This window comes from Niveispirillum sp. (genome assembly GCF_017996735.1).
Classification (GTDB): domain Bacteria; phylum Pseudomonadota; class Alphaproteobacteria; order Azospirillales; family Azospirillaceae; genus Niveispirillum.
The window spans coordinates 11,466-30,139 of record NZ_JAGOGJ010000046.1; the positions used below are offsets into that span (position 1 = coordinate 11,466).

Here is an 18,674-nt window from a genome sequence, read left to right on the forward strand (position 1 = left end):
ATGATGATGCAGCGTCGGTCATTTCTTCTGGCGGCTGGCGTCGCCTTGCTCCCCCTGCCCGGCATCGCGGCGGACGGTCCACCGTTCCCGCCGCGCCCGCCCAAACGGCCCAAACGCATCGTGCAACTGGGCCGCACACGCATCGACAATTACGCCTGGCTGCGCGATCCCAACTGGGCCAAGGTTTCACGTGATACCAGTCTGATGGACCCGGAAATCCGCGCGCATCTGGACGCGGAAAACCGCTATGCCGGTGCCTTGCTGGCCCCGACGGTCACAGCGCAGGCCGCTATCGTGGCGGCGATGCAGGCGCTGACGGGCGCGGAGCAGGCGGCCCCGCCCGTGCCCGATGGGCCGTGGGACTATTACACCTATGTCCGGCCCGGACAGGATCACAAGGTTTATGCCCGCCGCCCGCGCGGCGGCGGTGCGGAACAGGTGCTGCTGGACGGGCAGGAGCGGGCGAGCGGCCACGCCTATTTCCGCGTGACGGAGGCGGAGCACAGCCCCGACCACAGGCTGTTCATGTGGGCGGAGGATGTGGAGGGCGGGGACCGTCACCGCATCTGTGTACGCGATCTGGAAACCGGTGCGGTCAGCACGACGCCCAATGCCGATGCCTATGGCTGGCACGGCATCGCCTTCTCCCCCGACAGCCAATATGTGTTCTGGATCTGGCGTGATCCCCTGTCGCGGCCCGTGAAGGTGTTCCGCCGTCCGGCACGGGGCGGGGATGATGTACTGGTCTATACCGAGCCCGATCCCGCCCTGTTCATGGGCCTGTCGCGCACCGCCTCCAACAGCCATGTCGTGATCCATATCCTGGGTCCCGATGTGGATGAGGTGCGGCTGATCCCGGCTGCCGACCCGCTGGCCGAACCGATGCTGGTGGAACCGCGCCAGCCCGGCCTGCATTACCGGGTGCAGGAATGGGCGGGTGACCTGATCATCCTGACCGATGCCGATGGCGCCCTGGATGGCAAGCTGATGCGTGCCAGCCTGACGCAGCCGGGCCGTGCCCACTGGCAAGACTGGGTCCCCCACCGGCCCGGCTGCCATATTCTGGAGACATTGTCCTTCCGCGACCATTTCGTGCGGTTGCAGCGGGTGGACGGGCGTCTGGAACTGGTGGTCACGGGCCGCGACGGGCGCGAAGACAGCGTTGCCTTCGATGAAGCCGCCTATACCATCACCCTGGCCCCGGTACAGGAACCGGATGGCGGCATCCTGCGCCTGATCTATGAAAGCCCGCGTACCCCACGCCAGTGGCTGGATTATGACATGGTCAGCCGCACCCGCCGTACCGTACAGCAGCAGGCCACGGGCAAGGGCTTCGATCCCGCCCGGTATGAGGTGCGGCGCCTGATGGCCCCGGCCTCTGATGGGGAACAGGTGCCGGTCACGGTGCTGATGCGCAAGGGTATGAAACTCGACGGGGCGGCACCGCTGCTGCTTTACGCCTATGGCGCCTATGGCGTGCCGTCGGAGGCGGAATTCTCCATTCCCGCCCTGGCGCTGGTGGACCGTGGCTGGACCTATGCCATTGCCCATGTGCGCGGCGGGTCGGAAAAGGGGCGGCGCTGGTTCCTGGATGGGCGGCGGTTCAAGAAGAAGAATACTTTCACCGATTTCATCGCCTGTGCCGAGCTTCTGATCCAACAGGGTTACGCCGCGCGCCGCCGCATCGTCGCCTATGGGCTGTCGGCGGGGGGCCTGTTGATGGGTGGGGTGACCAACCTGCGGCCCGACCTGTGGGGCGGGGTGATCGCGCAGGTGCCCTTTGTTGATATGCTGAACACCATGAGCGACGGGGACCACCCGCTGGTTCCGGCCTTCCGGCCCGATTGGGGTGATCCGCTCGCCGACCCGCAGGCCTATGATTACATCGCCTCCATCTCGCCATATGAGAATGTACACGATGCAGTCTATCCGCCGGTGCTGGCCACGGCGGGCATCCGTGATGACCGCGTCTCCTATTGGGAAGCGGGCAAATGGGTGGCAACCTTGCGCGACCATAACAAGGGTCCGTCGCCCATCCTGTTCCATGTCGACATGGCGGCCGGGCATCAGGCGGGGGCCGGCCTGACCGACCAGTTCAAACAAATGGCCCTGTTCTGGGCCTTCGCCGAACAAAGCCTGATCTGGAGCAAGGGTCTGAAATGAAGCTGTCGGATGCCATCGCCATCGGTCGCCTGGATGCACACGCACAGGCCGGCCTGATCCGGTCGGGTGAGGTGTCGGCCCCGGAACTGACGGAAGCCGCGATCCTGCGTATTGAAGCGCTGGACCCCGCCCTGCAATCGGTCAGCTGCCCTGCCTTCGAGCTGGGCCGGACGAGGGCTGCCGGGCCGCTGCCCGACCATGCGCTGGCCGGCGTGCCCTATCTGTTGAAGGACAGTCTGGATTATCCGGGCCTGCCCAGCCGGGGCGGATCGGCGTCCAAGCCGCTGACGCCGGTCACATCCGGCCATGAATATATAAGGCGGCTGGATGAGGCGGGGCTGGTGCCGGTCGGCAAAAGCGCCATGCCGGAATTCGGTCTGCTGGGCGTGACAGAGCCGAAGATCGGCCCCGTCACCCGCAACCCCTGGTCCGCCGCCCATTCACCGGGCGGGTCCAGCGGCGGGGCGGGTGCGGCCGTGGCGGCAGGTCTGGTGCCGCTGGCCCATGGCAGCGACGGGGCCGGGTCCATCCGTATCCCCGCCTCCTGCTGCGGCATTGTCGGGCTGAAGCCCGGGCGGGGCACCACGGTGCGCGTCCGGGCCCGGCATGTGGTGGAAGACCTGCTGGTTGGTGACAGCCTGATGGCGCGCAGCGTGCGCGACGTGGCCGCCGGCTTCGCCTTGGCCCATCCCGGCCGGCCCGCGCCCATCATGGCGCCGTTCCATGGAAAATTGCGCATCGGCATGGTGCTACCCTGCCTGTCGGGCCGTATGCCGGAGGTGGAACCGCTGGTCGCGGTCAGTGCCGCCGCCGTGCTGTGTGGTGACCTGGGGCATCAGGTCACCTCCATCGGGTGGCCGTTCGATGGGCCGGCGGCGGATCGGGCGGAACGGACCCTCTGGTGCCATATCGGTGCTGATTGCGTGGATGCAGCACGGGCGCGGGGGCAGGACCCCGAACAGGTGCTGGAGCCCTGGACCCTGGCCCTGGGCCGAATGGCCGATGGTTTGCACACCGATGATCTGGAATGCGCGTGGCGGCAGGTTGCGACATTGCCGCAGCTTTTGTCCGAATTCTTCCGCGACCAGTACGATGTCATCCTGACACCAACACTGGCGGAGCCGCCGCCAACGCTTGGTTTCATGGCTCCGGATGTGGAGCCGGACCTGTTGATGGAGCGCATGTTCCGCTGGCTGGGCTACACCCCGTTGCAGAACCTGTCCGGCACGCCTGCCATCTCCCTGCCGTTGCACTGGTCCAAGGACGGGCTGCCCATCGGTGTGATGTTTGCCGCCGACCGGGGCCGTGAAGATCTGCTGCTGTCACTGGCTTACGAGTTGGAAGCCGCCCGTCCGTGGGCCGACCGGTGGCCGGGGTGATAACAGGGCTTTATCGCGCATGATGCGGTGACAGGGCGGGAACAGCCCTGGCATGACGCCGAACTGGGCCCGCGCCATGATACGATGCCACCTGCTGAACAACCTGCCGGACATCGGCCTGATCGAACGTATGCGCCGGTTCAATCAGGGGCGGCCATAGCCGCCCCCGCCCGGTGTTTCGATAACGAACAGGTCGCCCGGCACCAGTTCGGCCCGGGTGACGCCGGGCAGGATGGTTACCCGCCCGTCGGCATGTTCCACCCGCTGCTGCCCGCAGGCACCCGGCTCCCCACCTTCCAGACCGAACGGCGGGACGGTGCGGCGAGAGCCGACGAAGGTGACGGTCATCGGTTCCAGGGCCCGCACGGCCCGCACCGCGCCATCGCCGCCCCGCCATTGCCCGTCGCCGCCCGATCCGCGCCGGATGGCGAACCGTTCCAGCCGCACCGGGTAGCGCAGTTCCAGCACCTCCGGATCGGTGATGCGGGTATTGGTCATGTGGGTATGGACGGCGCTGGCCCCGTTGAAGCCCGGCCCGGCGCCCGATCCGCCGCAGATCGTCTCATAATATTGGAACCGGTCGGCCCCGAACAGGAAGTTGTTCATGGTGCCCTGGGCACTGGCCGAGACACCCAGGGCGCCCAGCAAGGCCGTGCAGACGGCCTGACTGATTTCCGTATTGCCGGCCACCACCGCCTTGCCGGGCGTGGGGGACAGGAAGCAGCCTGACGGCAGCACGATCTTCAACGGCGCCAGACACCCCTCGTTCAACGGCAGGTCATCGCCGATCAGGCAGCGGAAGGCATAAAGCACCGTGGCGCGGGTCACGGCGGGCGGGGCATTGAAATTGCCAGCATCCTCTGCCGCTGTGCCGGTGAAATCGATCACGGCCTCGCGCCTTGCATGGTCAACGCGCACCGTCACCTTCAGCGCGGCGCCATTATCCATGCGGTAATCGAAATGCCCGTCGCCGATCCGGTCCAGCACGCGGCGGATACTTTCCTCCGCATTGGCCATGACATGGCCCATATAGGCGGATACGCCGGGCCAGCCATAGCGATCGACCAGGGCCGATAATTCGCGCACACCCGCCTCGTTGGCGGCAAGCTGCGCCTTGATGTCGGCGACATTCACATCGGGGCTGCGCGCCGGCCAGGGGGAGGCGGCCAGCAGGTCGCGGAAATCCTGCTCGCGGAACCGGCCATTTTCGACCAGCAGGAAATCGTCGATCACCACCCCTTCCTCCGCCAGGGTGCGGGAGTCGGGCGGCATCGAGCCGGGCGTGACGCCGCCAATGTCGGCATGGTGGCCACGATTGGCCACGAAGAAGCGCAGTTCCGCGCCGTCCGGCCCGAAGACGGGCGTCACCACCGTCACGTCGGGCAGGTGTGTGCCACCATTATAGGGATTGTTCAGCACCACCGCGTCGCCGGGGCGCAAGCTGTCGCCCCGGCTGCGGATGACGGTGCGCACGCTTTCGCCCATGGCGCCCAGATGGACCGGCACATGCGGTGCATTGGCGATCAGATTACCGGCCGCATCGAACAGGGCGCAGGAGAAATCCAGCCGTTCCTTGATATTGACGCTGGTGGAGGTGTTGCGCAGCACCGCCCCCATCTGTTCGGCCACCGCCATGAAACGGTTGTTGAACAGTTCCAGCAGGGCGGGGTCGGCCTTTTCCCCCGTCACGGCGGCACGGGCCAGTGGTTCGATGCGGGTCAGCAGCAATTCCCCGCCCGCCAGCACTTCCGATTGCCAGCCCGGTTCCACCACGGTCGTGGCGATGGCTTCGCGGATCAGGGCAGGGCCGGTGATGCGGCTGCCGGCGGGCAGCTTCTCCCGGTCGAAGACGGGGGTGGGGTGCCGGGCGCCGGCGCTCCACATCTCCACCCGGTCGATGGGGGACGGGGTGTCGCCGGAGGCGGGCGCCAGGGGGCGCACGGTTTCGCCGGGCCGTACAGCCTCTGCCACCAGGCTTTCCACCATGATGGCGCGTTCCGGCGTGGCGAAGCCGAAGCGGCGGATATGGGCCTGGGTGAAGGCCGCGCGCATGGTGTCGGCGTCGCCGTACGGCACCGACAGGGCGGTATCCGTGCCTTGATAACGCAGATGCGCGCTGACATTGGCCGTGATGCGGCCGTCGCCCGCCCCTACCGACAGGGCCGCGATGGCATCGCGGCCCAGGGTATCGGCCAGCGGCGACAGGTCGGCGGCATCCGCCAGCGGGCGTTCCACCGCCTGCTGGCGTGTGGCCGTCTGGTCCGCCAGCCCCATGCCATAGGCCGACAGGACGCCCGCGAACGGATGGATCAGCACCCGCCCCATGCCCAGTTCGTCGGCCACCAGACAGGCATGCTGCCCGCCGGCCCCGCCGAAACATTGCAGGGTGAATTCCGCCGCATCCTCCCCCCGTTCCAGGGCGGTACGCTTGATGGCGGCGGCCATGTTGGCGACCGCGATGCCCAGGAAACCCTCGGCCACCTGATGCGGGCTGCGCCCGTCACCGATGCGGGCGGCCAGTTCGGCGAACTTGTCCGTCACGATATCGGCATCCAGCGGCAGGTTGCCATCGGGGCCGAAAATGGCGGGGAAATGCCGGGGCACGATCTTGCCGCACATGACATTGGCATCGGTGACGGTCAATGGCCCGCCCCGGCGATAACAGGCCGGACCGGGGTTGGCCCCGGCGCTGTCCGGGCCGGCGCGGAAACGTGATCCGTCGAAATGCAGGATGGAGCCGCCGCCCGCCGCCACCGTTTCGATGGCCATCATGGGTACGCGCATCTCCACACCCGCCACCTCCGTATCGAAGGCGCGTTCGAACGATCCGGCGTAAAGCGCCACATCGGTGGAGGTGCCGCCCATGTCGAAGGCGATGATGCGGGCCTCTCCCGCCGCCTCTGCCGTGCGGGCGGCACCCACCACGCCACCGGCCGGACCCGACAGGATGGCATCCTTGCCCTGGAAATCACGCGCCAGGGCCAGCCCGCCATTGGACTGCATGAAATAGAGCTTGGTATCCCCCAACTCCCCGGCCACCCGGTCGACATAGCGGCGCAGGACCGGCGACAGATAGGCATCCACCACCGTCGTCCGCCCGCGCGAGACCAGCCCGACCAGCGGGCTGATGACATGGCTGGGGGAGACCTGTGTGAAGCCGGCCGCGCGCGCCAGTTCGGCCAGACGCTGTTCGGCGGCGGGATATTTCCAGGCATGGACCAGGGCGATGGCCACCGCCTCGTACCCTTCCGCCCGGCGGCGGGACAGCAGGGCGCGGGTGGCGTCCTCGTCCAGCGCTTCCAACTCCGCCCCGTCCACGCCGACACGGCCGCCCACCTCCTCCACCGCGTCATAGAGCGGGGTGGGAAGACGGATATCCAGGTCGAACAGGCGCGGGCGCGTCTGGTGCCCGATGACCAACAGGTCGGCAAAGCCCCGGTTGACCAGCAGCAGCGTACGCGCGCCCTTGCGTTCCAGCAGGGCATTGGTGGCCACCGTCGTGCCCATCTTCACCTGATCAATGATCTCCACTGGCAACGGTGCGTCCAGGGCCAAGCCCAGGGCGGTGCGGATGCCGGCGGTGGCGGCATCGCTGTAGCGTTCGGGGTTCTCGCTCAACACCTTGGCAGTGGTCAGCACGCCATCGGGGCTGCGCGCCACCACATCGGTGAAGGTGCCACCCCGGTCGATCCAGAATTGCCAGCCGCTCATTATGCATTCTCCCGGTCGCCGGCCACGGCCAGCAGCACAAAACTGGCCAGCCAGTGCTGACCCATATAATCCTCGGCAATGTGCGGCAGGGCCGCCGCCACATGCCGTTCGGCCGCCGCAAGGGCTTGCGCGCGGCGTGGGTCATCGGCGGCAAGGCTGCCGGCCAGACCATTCAGGCACCAGGCACGCGCCAGACTCAACCCGTCCAGATGCGCGATCTTGCCATCGCTGCGGTCGGTGACCAGCGGCGGTTGCAACAGAACCGGCGGCAGCCCGTCCGGCAGATAGGCATCGAACCAGCGGGCGAAATCGGCGGGGGGCAGGGCGCGGCGCATTAACTCGGCCACCTGCAGCGCCGGAGACAGGAACTCATCCTGCGACGGTTCCCACACCTGCGCGCCGCGATCCTGCCCATGCCAGGACAGGGCCTTTTCCCGGCAAAGCGTAGCCAGATCGGTATCGCCCACCAGATCGGCATATTCGATGGCGAACCGCAGGGCCAGGCCCGTGTTCATATGGGTGCCGACCCGCACCGGATAGGGCGATTTCGGCAGGAACCGCTTGAACCTTTCGGCGAAGGCGTCGGCCAGGGGTTGCAGGGTGGCGGCCCAGCGCCGCCCCTCCGCGCTGTCATGGCGGCGCAGTTCCGCCGCCAGCATCAACAGCCAGCCCCAGCCATAGGGTCGCTCGAACCCAGCGCTTTCCGGGCGGTTCAGATAGGTAACCTCTCCCGCCACGCCGTCTGCTGTCAGCATTCGGTCCGCCAGGGCACGGATGGAAGCCGCTTCCGGCAGGGCGGGGAACAGCCGGTATAGCGTCATCAGGGTCCACCAGCCATGGACGCAGGAATGCCAGTCGAAGCTGCCGTAAAAGATCGGGTGCAGGTCCTTCGGCGACCGCACATCGCCGGGGCCGCCCATCACATGGTCCAGCTTGTTGGGATATTCCCGCGTCACATGGTCCAGGGGGGCGGCGGCCAGATGGCTGGCCAGGGCGGCGGACAGGGTGGTGCTGTTCATCGATGGCCTCAGAACGCCAGGAAATACATCAACAGGATATTGGCGATCAGGATCACCAGGGCACTGGGTGCCTGCGCCCGGATCACGCCGTTGAAGGGGCGGTCCCGGTCCGGCAGGCCCAGCAGATTGGCCGGCACCACGTTAAAATTCGCTGCCATCGGGGTCAGCAGCGTGCCGCAGAACCCGGCCAGCATGCCAATGGCGCAGACGATGGCCGGGTCACCACCGAACCGGTGGACGATGAAGGGCAGGGCGATGGCGGCCGTCATCACGGGAAAGGCGGCAAACGCATTGCCCATGATGATGGTGAACAGGGCCATGCCCAGGCAGTAGACGGTGACGGCGATGAATTTTGTGTCGAGGGCGAAGGCGCTGCTGACCAGATCACCCACCACGCCGCCGACATTGGAGGCCAGGAATACCGCCCCCAATGCCGCCAGCATCTGTGGCATCAGGGCCGCCCAGCCGATGCCTTCCATCAGGCGCCGTCCTTCCCGCACGGGCGCCAGGGCCGGCGGGCGCAGCCACAGCATGCTGCCCACCAGGGTCAGAAGGCAGGCAAGGCCCAGCACGATCAGCGTTGTCTGCCGGTTGCTGATCAAAAGCCGGCCCATTTCCGTATGCTGGGCGGCCAATGTGCCCGCGACCGTCAGGAAGGGAACGGCAACGGCCAGCACCGCCAGCTTGTATCCCGGTGCCGGTCCCTCCGTTGCGGGCAGGGCGGGGATGCGGCTGGCGCCCGGACCCCCGATGGCGACGATGATGACCAGGGCCAGGACCAGCAAGCCATTGCCCAACCCGCCCAGCAGGCTGCCGAACAGCATGGACACCGCCAGAAGCCCCCAGAAAAGAACGCCCAGCAGCCGCTTGGGGTGCGATGGGTCGCGCAGGGTCAGCAGGCTGAACCCCGCGAACATGGCGCCCAGCAGCAGATAGGCGTGATCGACATTGATCATGATCCCACCCTTTCCGTCGCCGGTGCCGCCGGGTCGACGGCTTGGTGTTCAAGCGTCCGGTCGAACAGCAGCAGCCGCGCGCCATGAACAAGGAAGGCGATAACGGCCGTGGGGATGGCCCACAGCGAGACATGCAGCGCCTCGATATGGAAACCTGCCTGTTCCATGAATCCCACGATCAACACGATGGAGCCGATGGCGATGAAAATATCCTCGCCAAAGAACAGGCCGATATTGTCGGTGGCCGCCGTCATGCCGCGGATGCGGAAGCGGGTCCGGTCCGGGATCGATCCCAACTGTGCCTCCGCCGCTCCTTCTGCCATGGGCGCGACCAGGGGGCGCACCATCTGCGGGTGACCGCCAAGCGAGGTAAGGCCCAGGGCCGATGTCGCCTGCCGCACCGCCAGATAGGTCAGCAGCACGCGGCCCGGCGTGGCGGCCCCCGACCGGGTGATCAGCGCCTTGGCTTTTTCCTGCAACCCCGCCCGTTCCAGCAGCCCGATCAGGGGCAGGATCAGCCAGGTGATGTGGAAATAGCGATTGTCGTTGAAGGCCGTGCCGAACCGGGCCAGCGTGTCCAGCGCTGCCTGTGGCAGGTCCTGCACCGGTACGCCCGCTGAAAAGGCCGCCGCCACGCCCGTGGCCACCGCCCCCACCAGGATGGTCGGCAACGGGTTGGTGCGCAGGGCGAAGCCCGCCACCACGATCAATATGCCCACGAGCACCAGCATGGCGTCCCCCGGCGGAATACGATATGATTTCGTCGATAAGACACTAACAATTTATCGATATCATATCAATGAGGGCTGTCGTGACTGAGCAATCCAAATCGCCGATCGTGTCCTCGGCCCATTTGGCCCAGGGCGGATCGCCCGCCCTGTCGGAACTGGAATTCAGCCTGACCTTGGCGGCATCGGCGTTTCAGCGCTGGATCGTGCGTTGTGCCGCCGCCACGGGCGCGCAACTGACACCGCTGGAGGTGCTGATCCTGCACACGGTCCGCCATCGCGGCCGACCGAAACGCTTTGTCGACATCATGCTGGTCCTGCATATCGAGGACACGCATCTGGCCAATTACGCGCTGCGCAAGCTGCTGTCGGCCGGCCTTATCCAGACCTATCGACAGGGCAAGGAGAAACTGATCGAGGCGACGGAGGACGGGGTCGCCTTCTGTGAAAAATACAGGGCCATCCGCGAACAGCTTCTGGTGGAAAGCGTCAAGGCCAGCGGCCTGAGTGAGGAGGCCTTGTCGCAATCGGCGGCAAGGCTGCGGGCGCTGTCAGGCATCTATAACGAAGCCGCGCGCGCGGCGGCTACGCTTTAACCAGGCGTGTCCTGTGCCGTCAGGGCGGGTTTCCCCCGTTCCACCGCGGCGGTGGAACGGGGAAGGTGGGGTCACCTACTCCTCCCGCCTTTCCTTCAGATCCTCCCGCATCTCGAACCACATGGCGTTCAGGACGGCGAAGGCGGCGGCCAACGGCAGGCCCAGCATCCAGGCGAAATACCACATGATGCGCTCTCCTTATTCTCAGTAATGGTGACCCCGGCCGGCGCGGATGGCGTCTGCGTCGACCTTGCCCCACAGGATGCGATAGGCCCAGGCCGTGTAGGCCAGGACCAGCGGCAGGAAGATGCCGGTCACCACCAACATGATGAACAGCGTCTGGTGCGAGGATGAGCTGTCCCACACCGTCAGGCTGCTGACCGGATCGATGGAACTGGGCAGGATGAAGGGGAACATCGACACGCCGACCGTCGCGATGATCCCGAACAGCGACAGGCCGGAAATGACCAGGGTCACCCCTTCCGTCCGTGCCTTCAGCCCGGCCCAGACCAGAAGCGGCCCGGCCAGACCCAGCACCGGTGCGATCAGCAGGAACGGGTAGGCGGCGTAATTGCTGAACCACAGGGCCGGCGCCGCCGCCACCTCCTTCAGCAGCGGGTTGGACGGGCCGTCCGTCACCACGGCGCTGGTGATGTGATAACCATCGACCCAGAGATAGAGCGCCAGCCCGGCCAGCGCGAACAGGGTGGGCGTCAGCAGGGCGGTGACCAGCCCCACGGCCCGCGCCCGGTTCGCCACATCGCCGCTTGTCTTCAACGCCACCCAGGCGGCCCCGTGGGTGACCAGCATGGAAACCGACAACAGGCCGCAGAGCAGGGCGAACGGGTTCAGCAGGCCGAAGAACGATCCTTCGTAAAAGGCCCGCAGATCGCCATCCAGACGGAACGGCACGCCCTGCAGCACATTGCCGACCGCCACGCCGAAGATCAGCACCGGCACGAAGCCACCCGTGAACAGGGCCCAGTCCCAGGCTGACCGCCAGCGCGTATCGTCGCGCTTCGACCGGTATTTGAACGCCACCGGCCGCAGGATCAGGGCCGCCAGCACCACAAACATGGCCAGATAGAAGCCGGAGAAGGACACGGCATAGAGCGGCGGCCAGGCGGCGAAGATGGCGCCGCCGCCCAGGATGAACCAGACCTGGTTGCCTTCCCAGACCGGGCCGACGGCATTGATGATGGTACGGCGTTCGACATCGTCCCGGCCGATGAAGGGCAGCAGGATGGTCGTGCCCATATCGAACCCGTCCGTCGCCGCGAACCCGATCAGCAGCACGCCCAGCAGCACCCACCAGATCAGGCGCAGCGTCGTGTAATCCAGAAGTTCATGCAGGATCATGATGATCACTCCGCAGCCTGAAGCGTGGCGTGGGGGACGGGGGCCGGATGATCATCCGGCTCGGGCCCCTTCCTGATGGCGCGGACCATCAAGGTCACCTCCACCACGAACAGCACGCTATAGAACAGGGTGAAGCCGGCGATGGTGATCAGCAGGTCGGTGACCGACAGGCTGGACACCGCCATGGCCGTCGGCAGCACGCCTTCGATGATCCAGGGCTGGCGACCGAACTCCGCCACGATCCAGCCCATCTCCGCCGCGATCCAGGGCAGGGGGATGGCCAGTACCGCCACTTTCAGCAGCCAGCGCGGCTGCCCTAGCCGTCCCGTCGCCGACTGCCAGAAAAAGGCCGCCATCAGGGCGATGAAGAAGAAGCCAAGCCCCACCATAAGGCGAAAGGCCCAGAACAGGGGTGCCACCTGCGGCACCAGATCCCAGGCCGCCTTGTCGATCTGTTCCGCCGTGGCCTGGCGCGGATCATCGACATAGCGTTTCAGCAGATAGGCATAACCCAGGTCATGGCCATTATTTTCGAAAGCTTGCTTCACCTCCGCCGCCACCTTGTCCACGCCCCTGGCGGCGCGGATGGATTGCAGGGCGTCATAGGCGATGATGCCGCGTTCCACCCGCTGCTTCCCGCGCGCCACCAGATCGTTGATGCCGGGCACTTCCGTGTTCAGCGACCGGGTGGAGATCAGGCCCAATGCCCAGGGGATCTGCAGCACATGGTGCGTCTCCCGTGCCGCCTGGTTGGGAAAGCCGATGGCGGTGAAGGCGGCGGGGGCGGGTTCCGTCTCCCACATGCCCTCGATGGCGGCCAGCTTCATCTTCTGGTGTTCGGTCGCCAGATAGCCGCTTTCATCGCCTAGCACGACGACCGACAGCGATGACAGCAACCCGAAGGAACAGGCGACCGCCATGCTGCGCTTGGCCAGCAGGACGTGCCGCCCCTTCAGCAGGTAATAGGCCGAAACACCCAGCACAAACACCGCCGCCGTGACATAGCCGGCTGAGACGGTGTGCACAAACTTGGCCTGCGCCACGGGGTTGAAGATCACGGCATAGAAATCCTCGATCTCCATACGCATGGTTGCCGGGTTGAATACGGCCCCGACGGGGTTCTGCATCCAGCCATTGGCGATCAGAATCCACAGGGCGGAGAAGTTGGAGCCGATGGCCACCGCCCAGGTGGCGGCCAGATGCTGCAGCTTCGTCATCCGGTCCCATCCGAAGAAGAACAGGCCGACAAAGGTGGCTTCCAGGAAGAAGGCCATCAGCCCTTCAATGGCCAGCGGGGCGCCGAAAATGTCGCCGACATAATGGCTGTAGTAGGACCAGTTCATGCCGAACTGGAATTCCATGGTGATGCCCGTGGCCACGCCCAGCACGAAGTTGATGCCGAACAGCGTGCCCCAGAATTTTGTCATCTGCCGCCAGATCGGGCGGTCGGTCATGACATAGACCGTCTCCATGATGGCCAGGATGATCGACAGGCCCAGGGTCAGGGGCACGAACAGGAAATGGTAAAGGGCGGTCAGGGCGAATTGCAGGCGTGACAGCCCGACAATGTCCAACTCCATGCGTCATGTCGCCGGCTGCCACCGGCGCCTCCTGAACGCGAGCCCCGTCCCGATGGCGGGGCTTCATCCTCCGGGGCGTCGGTCAGGATTATCAGTCGGGGCGCAGGGTGGACAGGGCCTGATCAAAGGCCGGGTCGCCGCGCGCCACATCCATGACCACCCGGCCGCGGGACAACCGGATGATCCGGTCGGCCAGGGCCGCCTCACGCCTCAGATGCGTGACCAGCAGAATAGTTCGTCGGGCAGCCGATGCTTTGATTTTTGTCAAAATCATGGCTGCGACAGAAAGGTCAATGCCCTCCGTCACCTCGTCCAGCAGCCACAAGGGCTTGTCCTGCAACAGGAACCGGGCCAGGGCCAGACGGCGCCGCTGTCCCGATGACAGGCCGGTTCCCCCTTCGCCCAGCGGGGCATCCAGACCGCCCGGCATATCCCGGACGACTCGCGCCAGCCCGGCCTGATCGAGAACCTCCCACAGGCGGATGTCGGTGGCGGTGGGATCGGCCAGCAGCAGATTGGCCCGCACGCTGTCCTGGAACAAGGCTGCCTCCTGGCCCAGCAGCGCCCAGCCGGGCAGACAGATGGTCCCCGCCTGCGGTGCGGCTTCCCCGGTCAGCATCGCCAGAAGGCTGGACTTGCCGGCCCCGCTGTCGCCGATGATGGCCACATGTTGTCCGGCCGGGATGGACAGATTAAATCCGTCGAACAGCGGGGTCAGGGTGCCTTCGTGCCCGAAGCGGATGTCCGACAGGACAAGATCGGTCGTTTTCCCGTCTGGCCGCATCTCCCCCGTTGGTGTGGAAAGCGCATCCCCCACCCGGCGCACCGCCCGCAGGCTGCGCCCCAGTTCCACGGCGCCGCGCCGCAGCGCGCCCAGCGGTTCCATCATGCCCAGCAGGACCAGCACGAACAAAGCCACCGCCGGCCCGCCGAACAGACCGCGCTCGACCAGGGCCGCGCACAGCATGACGCCGCCCGACAGCAGCGCCGTGCCCGCCAGCCCCTGCCAGAGGGCCAGACGGCTGTCCAGCCGGTTCAGCCTGTCATCGGCGCGTACAAGCCGTGCTTCCGCCGACAAGGCCAAGCCTTCCGCCTGTGCCTGCCGCCCCGCCAGCCGCCAATCCACCCGTCCGGCAACAAGGTCCAGCAGGCGCAGGCGCAACGCCTCCAGCGCTGCCGCCCGCAATCCCCCCGCCGCCATGCCGCCCCGTCCCCCCAGGATCAGCATGCCGATGCCGGTCAGCAGCAGGAACAGGCCGGGCAGCAGACCGGCCCATCCCGTCAGCAGGGCCAGCCCCACCATGCCGGCCAGCGCCAGCACAAGCAGAACGGAGGCCGGCACCAGCAATCGCAGATACAGCGTATCCAGCGCGTCCAGATCGCCCGAGATCCGGAACAGCAGCCGCCCCGGCCGCAGGGTCATGGCCCGGCCCAGCCCGGGCCGCGCCATGGCCCGGAACAGCCGAACCCGCAGGCCCGCGATGACCGACAGAGTGGCGTCATGCGTCACCAGCCGTTCGCCATAACGCGCACCGGTGCGCAGGATGGCCAGTGCCCGCACCCCGGCACCGGGCCGGAACACATCAAAGACCAGGGCCGCCCCGGCCGACAGGCCGGCAATGCCCGTGGCGGTAATGAACCAGCCCGACAGGCCCAGCAGACCAGCCCCCGCCAGCGCCGTGGTACCGGCGATCGCCAAGCCCCATCCCAGCTTGCGTCCCGCCGCCTGCCGGAACAGGCGCAATAGCAGCAGCAGATGCGCCCTCATGTCCCGACCTCCACCACGCGGTCCATGCGCGCCGCCAGCCGTGGATCGTGGGTGGCGACCAGCAGGGCGCGGCCCTGGGCCGCGTCCAGCAGCGCCTCGATCACTTCGCCCGCCGTGAAGCTGTCCAGATGGGCCGTCGGTTCATCGGCCAGGATCAACGATGCATCGGGATCGGCGATGGCACGGGCCAGCGCCAGTCGCAACGCCTCGCCCCCCGACAGGCCCGCCCCGCCTTCGCCCACGCGCCGCGCCGGATCATGGCCGGGCAGCAGGCGTCGCAGAACCGGCCCCGCATCCAGCCCCGGCCGGCCCAGGGTGACATTGGCCGCCAGCGATGCATTCATCGTGAAGGGCCGGTGCCCGATCCACCCGACCTTGCCGGTACGTGCCACCAGTCCCTGGTCGGGGGCCAGCAGACCCGCCGCCAGCGCCAGCAGGGTGGATTTCCCCCCGCCACTGGGCCCGAACAAGGCCACCTTCTCCCCGCGCTTCAAAACCAGATCGATATCCTTCACCACCGGGGCCGCCCCCGGATAGGCGAAACCGACAGCGTCCAGGCGCAGCACGGACCCATCCGCCGGCGCAACCGCCAACCGTTGCGCCTTTGACGCCGCGCCGTTCAGGCCCGCCAAGGCCCGCAAAGCCGCCTCGCCGCTGGCCCGGTCATGCCAGATGGCGGACAATTCGCGTAGCGGCTCGAAAAAAGCGGGGGCCAGCAACAGGATGAACAGCCCGTTGGCCAGCCCCAGCGTGCGGCCCCAGGTTCCGAAATCGATCTGACCCAGCAGGGTAAAACCGACATAGACCGCGACCAGCGCCACGCCCAGGGCGGAAAACAGCTCCAGCGTCGCCGATGACAGAAAGGCGATGCGCAGCACCGCCATGGTCCGCCGCTTCACATCGGCGGCCAGGGTGTCGATACGGTCGGCCACGCTCCCCTCGGCCTTCAGCGCCCGAATGGTGGACAGTCCGCGCAGCCGGTCCATCAGCAGGCCGTTCATGCTGCCCACCGCCGCCAGTTGGTCCTCGCTGGCCTTTTTGGCCCGGATGCCGATCAGGGCCATGAACAGGGGGATCAGGGGCGCGGCGACCATCAGGATCAGGGCCGCCGCCCAGGAATGCCATGCCACCACCGGCAGGATCACCCCCGGCACCAGCATCAGACGCCAGCGCACGGGCACATAGCGCTGCAGGTAGGGAACCACGGCTTCCGCCTGCTCGGCCAGCAGGCCCGCGACCTCGCCCGATGGCGGCAGAGTCGGGTCCAGTGGCGACCGCGCCCCCAGCGCCGCCACGGCCTCGGCGCGCAGGCGCGACAATTCCCCCCGCGCGGCCTGAAACGCCAGCCGCCCGCCCCAGGCATCCAGCACGGAGCGCAGCAGGCCTAATCCGGCAAAGACCCAGGCCAGCGTCACCGCATGGCCCGGCAAAGTATATGAACCGGTCAGCCAGAAGACGGCATCGGCCAGCAGCCAGGCCTGCGGTACCCAGAGCAGCGCCGCCGACGCCTGGACCAGGGCGGCCAGACGCAGGCGGGGTGAAACGGGGGGGCGGGCTTTTCTCGACATGGTCGCGGAAAATACCCACCCTGCGGCCCGGACGATAGCGCAAAGCGCAGCTATAAGGCTTCTTGCGTCGCCCTGTCCCACCTGTTGGACAGGCGGGTGGGGATCACCGCTGCGGCCGGTACCCGGTATCGATCAACGCCGTGCCGCCCGCGATGCGCGACACACAGGCGCAGAGTTTGGTGCCCTCGCCCTTTTCCGCGTCGGACAGGAAGACATCGCGATGGTCGATCTCTCCGCTATGGTCCAGCACATCGACGGCGCAGAGGCCGCATTCACCCCGGCGGCAATCATGGATCATGGGAATGCCGGCATCGTCCAACGCATCCAGCAGCGACCGGTCGGACGGCACCGTCACCTCCCGGTCATAGCCGGCAACCCGTACCGTGAACGGTGCCTCGGTGAAGCGGCCGGTATCGCCGAACACTTCGTACCGGAAACGGCTGGTCGCGCGCCCGGCCTTCGCCCAGGCCCGCTTGGCGGCTTCCAGCATGGGCAGCGGGCCACAGATGTAAAGTTCCCCCTCCGGCGACAGACGGGCAATGGCCGCATCCAGATCGATCATCGCGCCCTGATCCTGCGCATGTACCGCCAGCCGGTCGCCCAGCAGCGCGCGCAGCGGGTCCAGGAACGGCATGGCCGCCAGGCTCTGCCCACCATATTCCATGCGCAGATCGGTGCCGCGCGCCGCCAGCGCCTGTGCCATGCCATAGATCGGCGTCACGCCGATGCCGCCGGCCAGCAGCAGATAATCCGGCGCTCGCCAGGACAGGTCGAACCGGTTTTCCGGTGTCGTGATCCGCACCCTGTCCCCGACCTTCAGGTCGAACATGAAGCGGGAACCACCCCGGCTGTTGGGATGCAGCTTCACGCCGACCGCCACGCGGCCGGCGGCGGCGTCGGGCAGGCAGGAATAGGTGCGGATGGCATGGCCATCGCCGATGGCGGCGCGGATGGCAATATGCGATCCGGGATCAAAGGCCGGCATGGGCGCGGCGGTGGCAAATTCAATGCGGCGCACCCCATCGGCGATATCATCGGCGGCGGAGATGGTGGCGTCCATCCAGACGGCGTCATTCTTCATTCTTTATGTCCTCCCGATGGAGATGTTCAACCGGCGACCAGCGCCAGGGCGGGGAAACGGCGCAGCGCGGCATTGCCGCCTTCCATGACCTGTTCCAGATTGCGTCGCGCCAGCCTTGCATGTTCACGCGCCACGGCCTCGGCCCGTGCCCCCTCGCGCAGGCTGATCGCTTCAATCATTGTGCGGTGCTGCGCCTGGGCCAGGACCAGGGAATGCGGCACCACGGCCGATCCCGGCTTGTCCAGAAAGGCGCTGGGCGAGGCGAAGGGCAGGCGGGTGATGCGATCGATCTCCCGCTCGATCGTCTCGCTGCCCGACAATCCGGACAGCAGCTCATGGAACTCCGCATTCAGCGCGGTATAGCGGTCCAGGGGCGGGTCGGCCGGATGCAGGGTGATCACGGCGTCGATGGCGTCCAGCACGCGGTTGATGGCGATCATCCGTCGCGGCTCCACCCCCCGTTCCGCCGCCAGTCGTGCCGCCGTGCCTTCCAGCACGCCGCGCAACTCGATGGCATCGATGGCTTCCTCCAGCGTGAAGCGGCGGGGCATGTGCCCGCCCGCCGGCACCCGTTCCAGCAAACCCTCCTGCTCCAGCCGGGCCAGGGCCGCCCGGATGGGTGTGCGGGAAATGCCCAGCCGTTCGGCCAGCGCCGGCTCCGACAGACGTTCTCCCGGCTCCACATCCCCGCGCAGGATCAAGTCACGGATGCCGGCCAGCGCCCGCACCGTCTGTGCCGCGTCCTTGTTATAGCTCATCAGGGCCG

The 18,674-nt window shown here is 67.0% G+C and carries 14 protein-coding genes; 3 read left to right on the top strand and 11 right to left on the bottom strand.

Annotation, left to right across the window (positions count from 1 at the left end; translation table 11 throughout):
• Both KBA48_RS15665 and KBA48_RS15670 read left to right on the top strand, forming a co-directional pair.
• Complete coding sequence (locus tag KBA48_RS15665; protein WP_292907997.1) at positions 1-2,163, top strand: S9 family peptidase; 2,163 nt, start codon at positions 1-3, stop codon at positions 2,161-2,163.
• Positions 2,160-3,542, top strand: coding sequence for an amidase family protein (locus KBA48_RS15670; protein WP_292907999.1), 1,383 nt, complete (start codon positions 2,160-2,162; stop codon positions 3,540-3,542). The genes KBA48_RS15665 and KBA48_RS15670 overlap by 4 nt, the downstream gene beginning before the upstream one ends.
• Before the next feature lie 144 nt (positions 3,543-3,686).
• Here the strand turns inward: KBA48_RS15670 and KBA48_RS15675 are convergent, their stop codons facing one another.
• Genes KBA48_RS15675 through KBA48_RS15690 form a run of 4 tightly spaced genes read right to left on the bottom strand, consistent with a single transcriptional unit; the run spans position 3,687 to position 9,959 of the window.
• Entirely contained in the window at positions 3,687-7,253 is a 3,567-nt protein-coding gene (locus KBA48_RS15675) for a hydantoinase B/oxoprolinase family protein (protein WP_292908001.1), read from the bottom strand.
• On the bottom strand, positions 7,253-8,272 hold the full coding sequence (locus KBA48_RS15680; RefSeq protein ID WP_292908003.1) for a DUF2891 domain-containing protein: 1,020 nt from the start codon (positions 8,270-8,272) through the stop codon (positions 7,253-7,255). The genes KBA48_RS15675 and KBA48_RS15680 overlap by 1 nt, the downstream gene beginning before the upstream one ends.
• Positions 8,273-8,280: 8 nt before the next feature.
• Complete coding sequence (locus tag KBA48_RS15685; RefSeq protein ID WP_292908005.1) at positions 8,281-9,228, bottom strand: DUF979 family protein; 948 nt, start codon at positions 9,226-9,228, stop codon at positions 8,281-8,283.
• Positions 9,225-9,959, bottom strand: coding sequence for a DUF969 domain-containing protein (locus tag KBA48_RS15690; protein WP_292908007.1), 735 nt, complete (start codon positions 9,957-9,959; stop codon positions 9,225-9,227). Before KBA48_RS15690 ends, KBA48_RS15685 begins: the two co-directional genes overlap by 4 nt.
• An 80-nt stretch (positions 9,960-10,039) precedes the next feature.
• Here KBA48_RS15690 and KBA48_RS15695 point away from each other — a divergent pair, with 80 nt between their 5' ends.
• Positions 10,040-10,552 carry a winged helix DNA-binding protein gene (locus tag KBA48_RS15695; RefSeq protein WP_292908008.1) on the top strand — a complete coding sequence of 171 codons (513 nt, stop codon included), beginning with the start codon at positions 10,040-10,042 and terminating at the stop codon, positions 10,550-10,552.
• 75 nt (positions 10,553-10,627) lie between these two features.
• Here the strand turns inward: KBA48_RS15695 and cydX are convergent, their stop codons facing one another.
• From cydX to KBA48_RS15730, 7 genes are all read right to left on the bottom strand, one after another.
• Positions 10,628-10,738 (bottom strand): cytochrome bd-I oxidase subunit CydX, encoded by a 111-nt coding sequence (gene cydX / locus KBA48_RS15700; RefSeq protein ID WP_292908010.1) that lies wholly within the window; start codon positions 10,736-10,738, stop codon positions 10,628-10,630.
• 18 nt (positions 10,739-10,756) lie between these two features.
• Positions 10,757-11,911 (bottom strand): cytochrome d ubiquinol oxidase subunit II, encoded by a 1,155-nt coding sequence (cydB, locus tag KBA48_RS15705; protein WP_292908012.1) that lies wholly within the window; start codon positions 11,909-11,911, stop codon positions 10,757-10,759.
• 5 nt (positions 11,912-11,916) lie between these two features.
• On the bottom strand, positions 11,917-13,491 hold the full coding sequence (locus KBA48_RS15710; protein WP_292908014.1) for a cytochrome ubiquinol oxidase subunit I: 1,575 nt from the start codon (positions 13,489-13,491) through the stop codon (positions 11,917-11,919).
• A 91-nt stretch (positions 13,492-13,582) separates the two neighbouring features.
• Positions 13,583-15,259, bottom strand: a complete 1,677-nt coding sequence (locus KBA48_RS15715) for an amino acid ABC transporter ATP-binding/permease protein (protein ID WP_292908016.1) — start codon at positions 15,257-15,259, stop codon at positions 13,583-13,585.
• A complete protein-coding gene (locus tag KBA48_RS15720) occupies positions 15,256-16,827 on the bottom strand; it encodes an ABC transporter transmembrane domain-containing protein (RefSeq protein ID WP_292908018.1) in 1,572 nt (523 codons plus the stop codon). The genes KBA48_RS15715 and KBA48_RS15720 overlap by 4 nt, the downstream gene beginning before the upstream one ends.
• A gap of 103 nt (positions 16,828-16,930) precedes the next feature.
• Positions 16,931-17,908: a PDR/VanB family oxidoreductase gene (locus KBA48_RS15725; RefSeq protein WP_292908020.1), complete on the bottom strand. Its 978-nt coding sequence runs from the start codon at positions 17,906-17,908 to the stop codon at positions 16,931-16,933.
• 26 nt (positions 17,909-17,934) lie between these two features.
• Complete coding sequence (locus KBA48_RS15730) at positions 17,935-18,666, bottom strand: GntR family transcriptional regulator (RefSeq protein ID WP_292908022.1); 732 nt, start codon at positions 18,664-18,666, stop codon at positions 17,935-17,937.
• Positions 18,667-18,674: the final 8 nt, after the last annotated feature.

What these genes read in the sequence shown, in the direction of transcription:
- KBA48_RS15665 (WP_292907997.1), top strand. Translation starts at nt 1, where the DNA reads ATGATGATGCAGCGTCGGTCATTTCTTCTGGCGGCTGGCGTCGCCTTG.
- KBA48_RS15670 (WP_292907999.1), top strand. Translation starts at nt 2,160, where the DNA reads ATGAAGCTGTCGGATGCCATCGCCATCGGTCGCCTGGATGCACACGCA.
- KBA48_RS15675 (WP_292908001.1), bottom strand. Translation starts at nt 7,253, where the DNA reads ATGAGCGGCTGGCAATTCTGGATCGACCGGGGTGGCACCTTCACCGAT.
- KBA48_RS15680 (WP_292908003.1), bottom strand. Translation starts at nt 8,272, where the DNA reads ATGAACAGCACCACCCTGTCCGCCGCCCTGGCCAGCCATCTGGCCGCC.
- KBA48_RS15685 (WP_292908005.1), bottom strand. Translation starts at nt 9,228, where the DNA reads ATGATCAATGTCGATCACGCCTATCTGCTGCTGGGCGCCATGTTCGCG.
- KBA48_RS15690 (WP_292908007.1), bottom strand. Translation starts at nt 9,959, where the DNA reads ATGCTGGTGCTCGTGGGCATATTGATCGTGGTGGCGGGCTTCGCCCTG.
- cydX (WP_292908010.1), bottom strand. Translation starts at nt 10,738, where the DNA reads ATGTGGTATTTCGCCTGGATGCTGGGCCTGCCGTTGGCCGCCGCCTTC.
- cydB (WP_292908012.1), bottom strand. Translation starts at nt 11,911, where the DNA reads ATGATCCTGCATGAACTTCTGGATTACACGACGCTGCGCCTGATCTGG.
- KBA48_RS15710 (WP_292908014.1), bottom strand. Translation starts at nt 13,491, where the DNA reads ATGGAGTTGGACATTGTCGGGCTGTCACGCCTGCAATTCGCCCTGACC.
- KBA48_RS15715 (WP_292908016.1), bottom strand. Translation starts at nt 15,259, where the DNA reads ATGAGGGCGCATCTGCTGCTGCTATTGCGCCTGTTCCGGCAGGCGGCG.
- KBA48_RS15720 (WP_292908018.1), bottom strand. Translation starts at nt 16,827, where the DNA reads ATGTCGAGAAAAGCCCGCCCCCCCGTTTCACCCCGCCTGCGTCTGGCC.
- KBA48_RS15725 (WP_292908020.1), bottom strand. Translation starts at nt 17,908, where the DNA reads ATGAAGAATGACGCCGTCTGGATGGACGCCACCATCTCCGCCGCCGAT.
- KBA48_RS15730 (WP_292908022.1), bottom strand. Translation starts at nt 18,666, where the DNA reads ATGAGCTATAACAAGGACGCGGCACAGACGGTGCGGGCGCTGGCCGGC.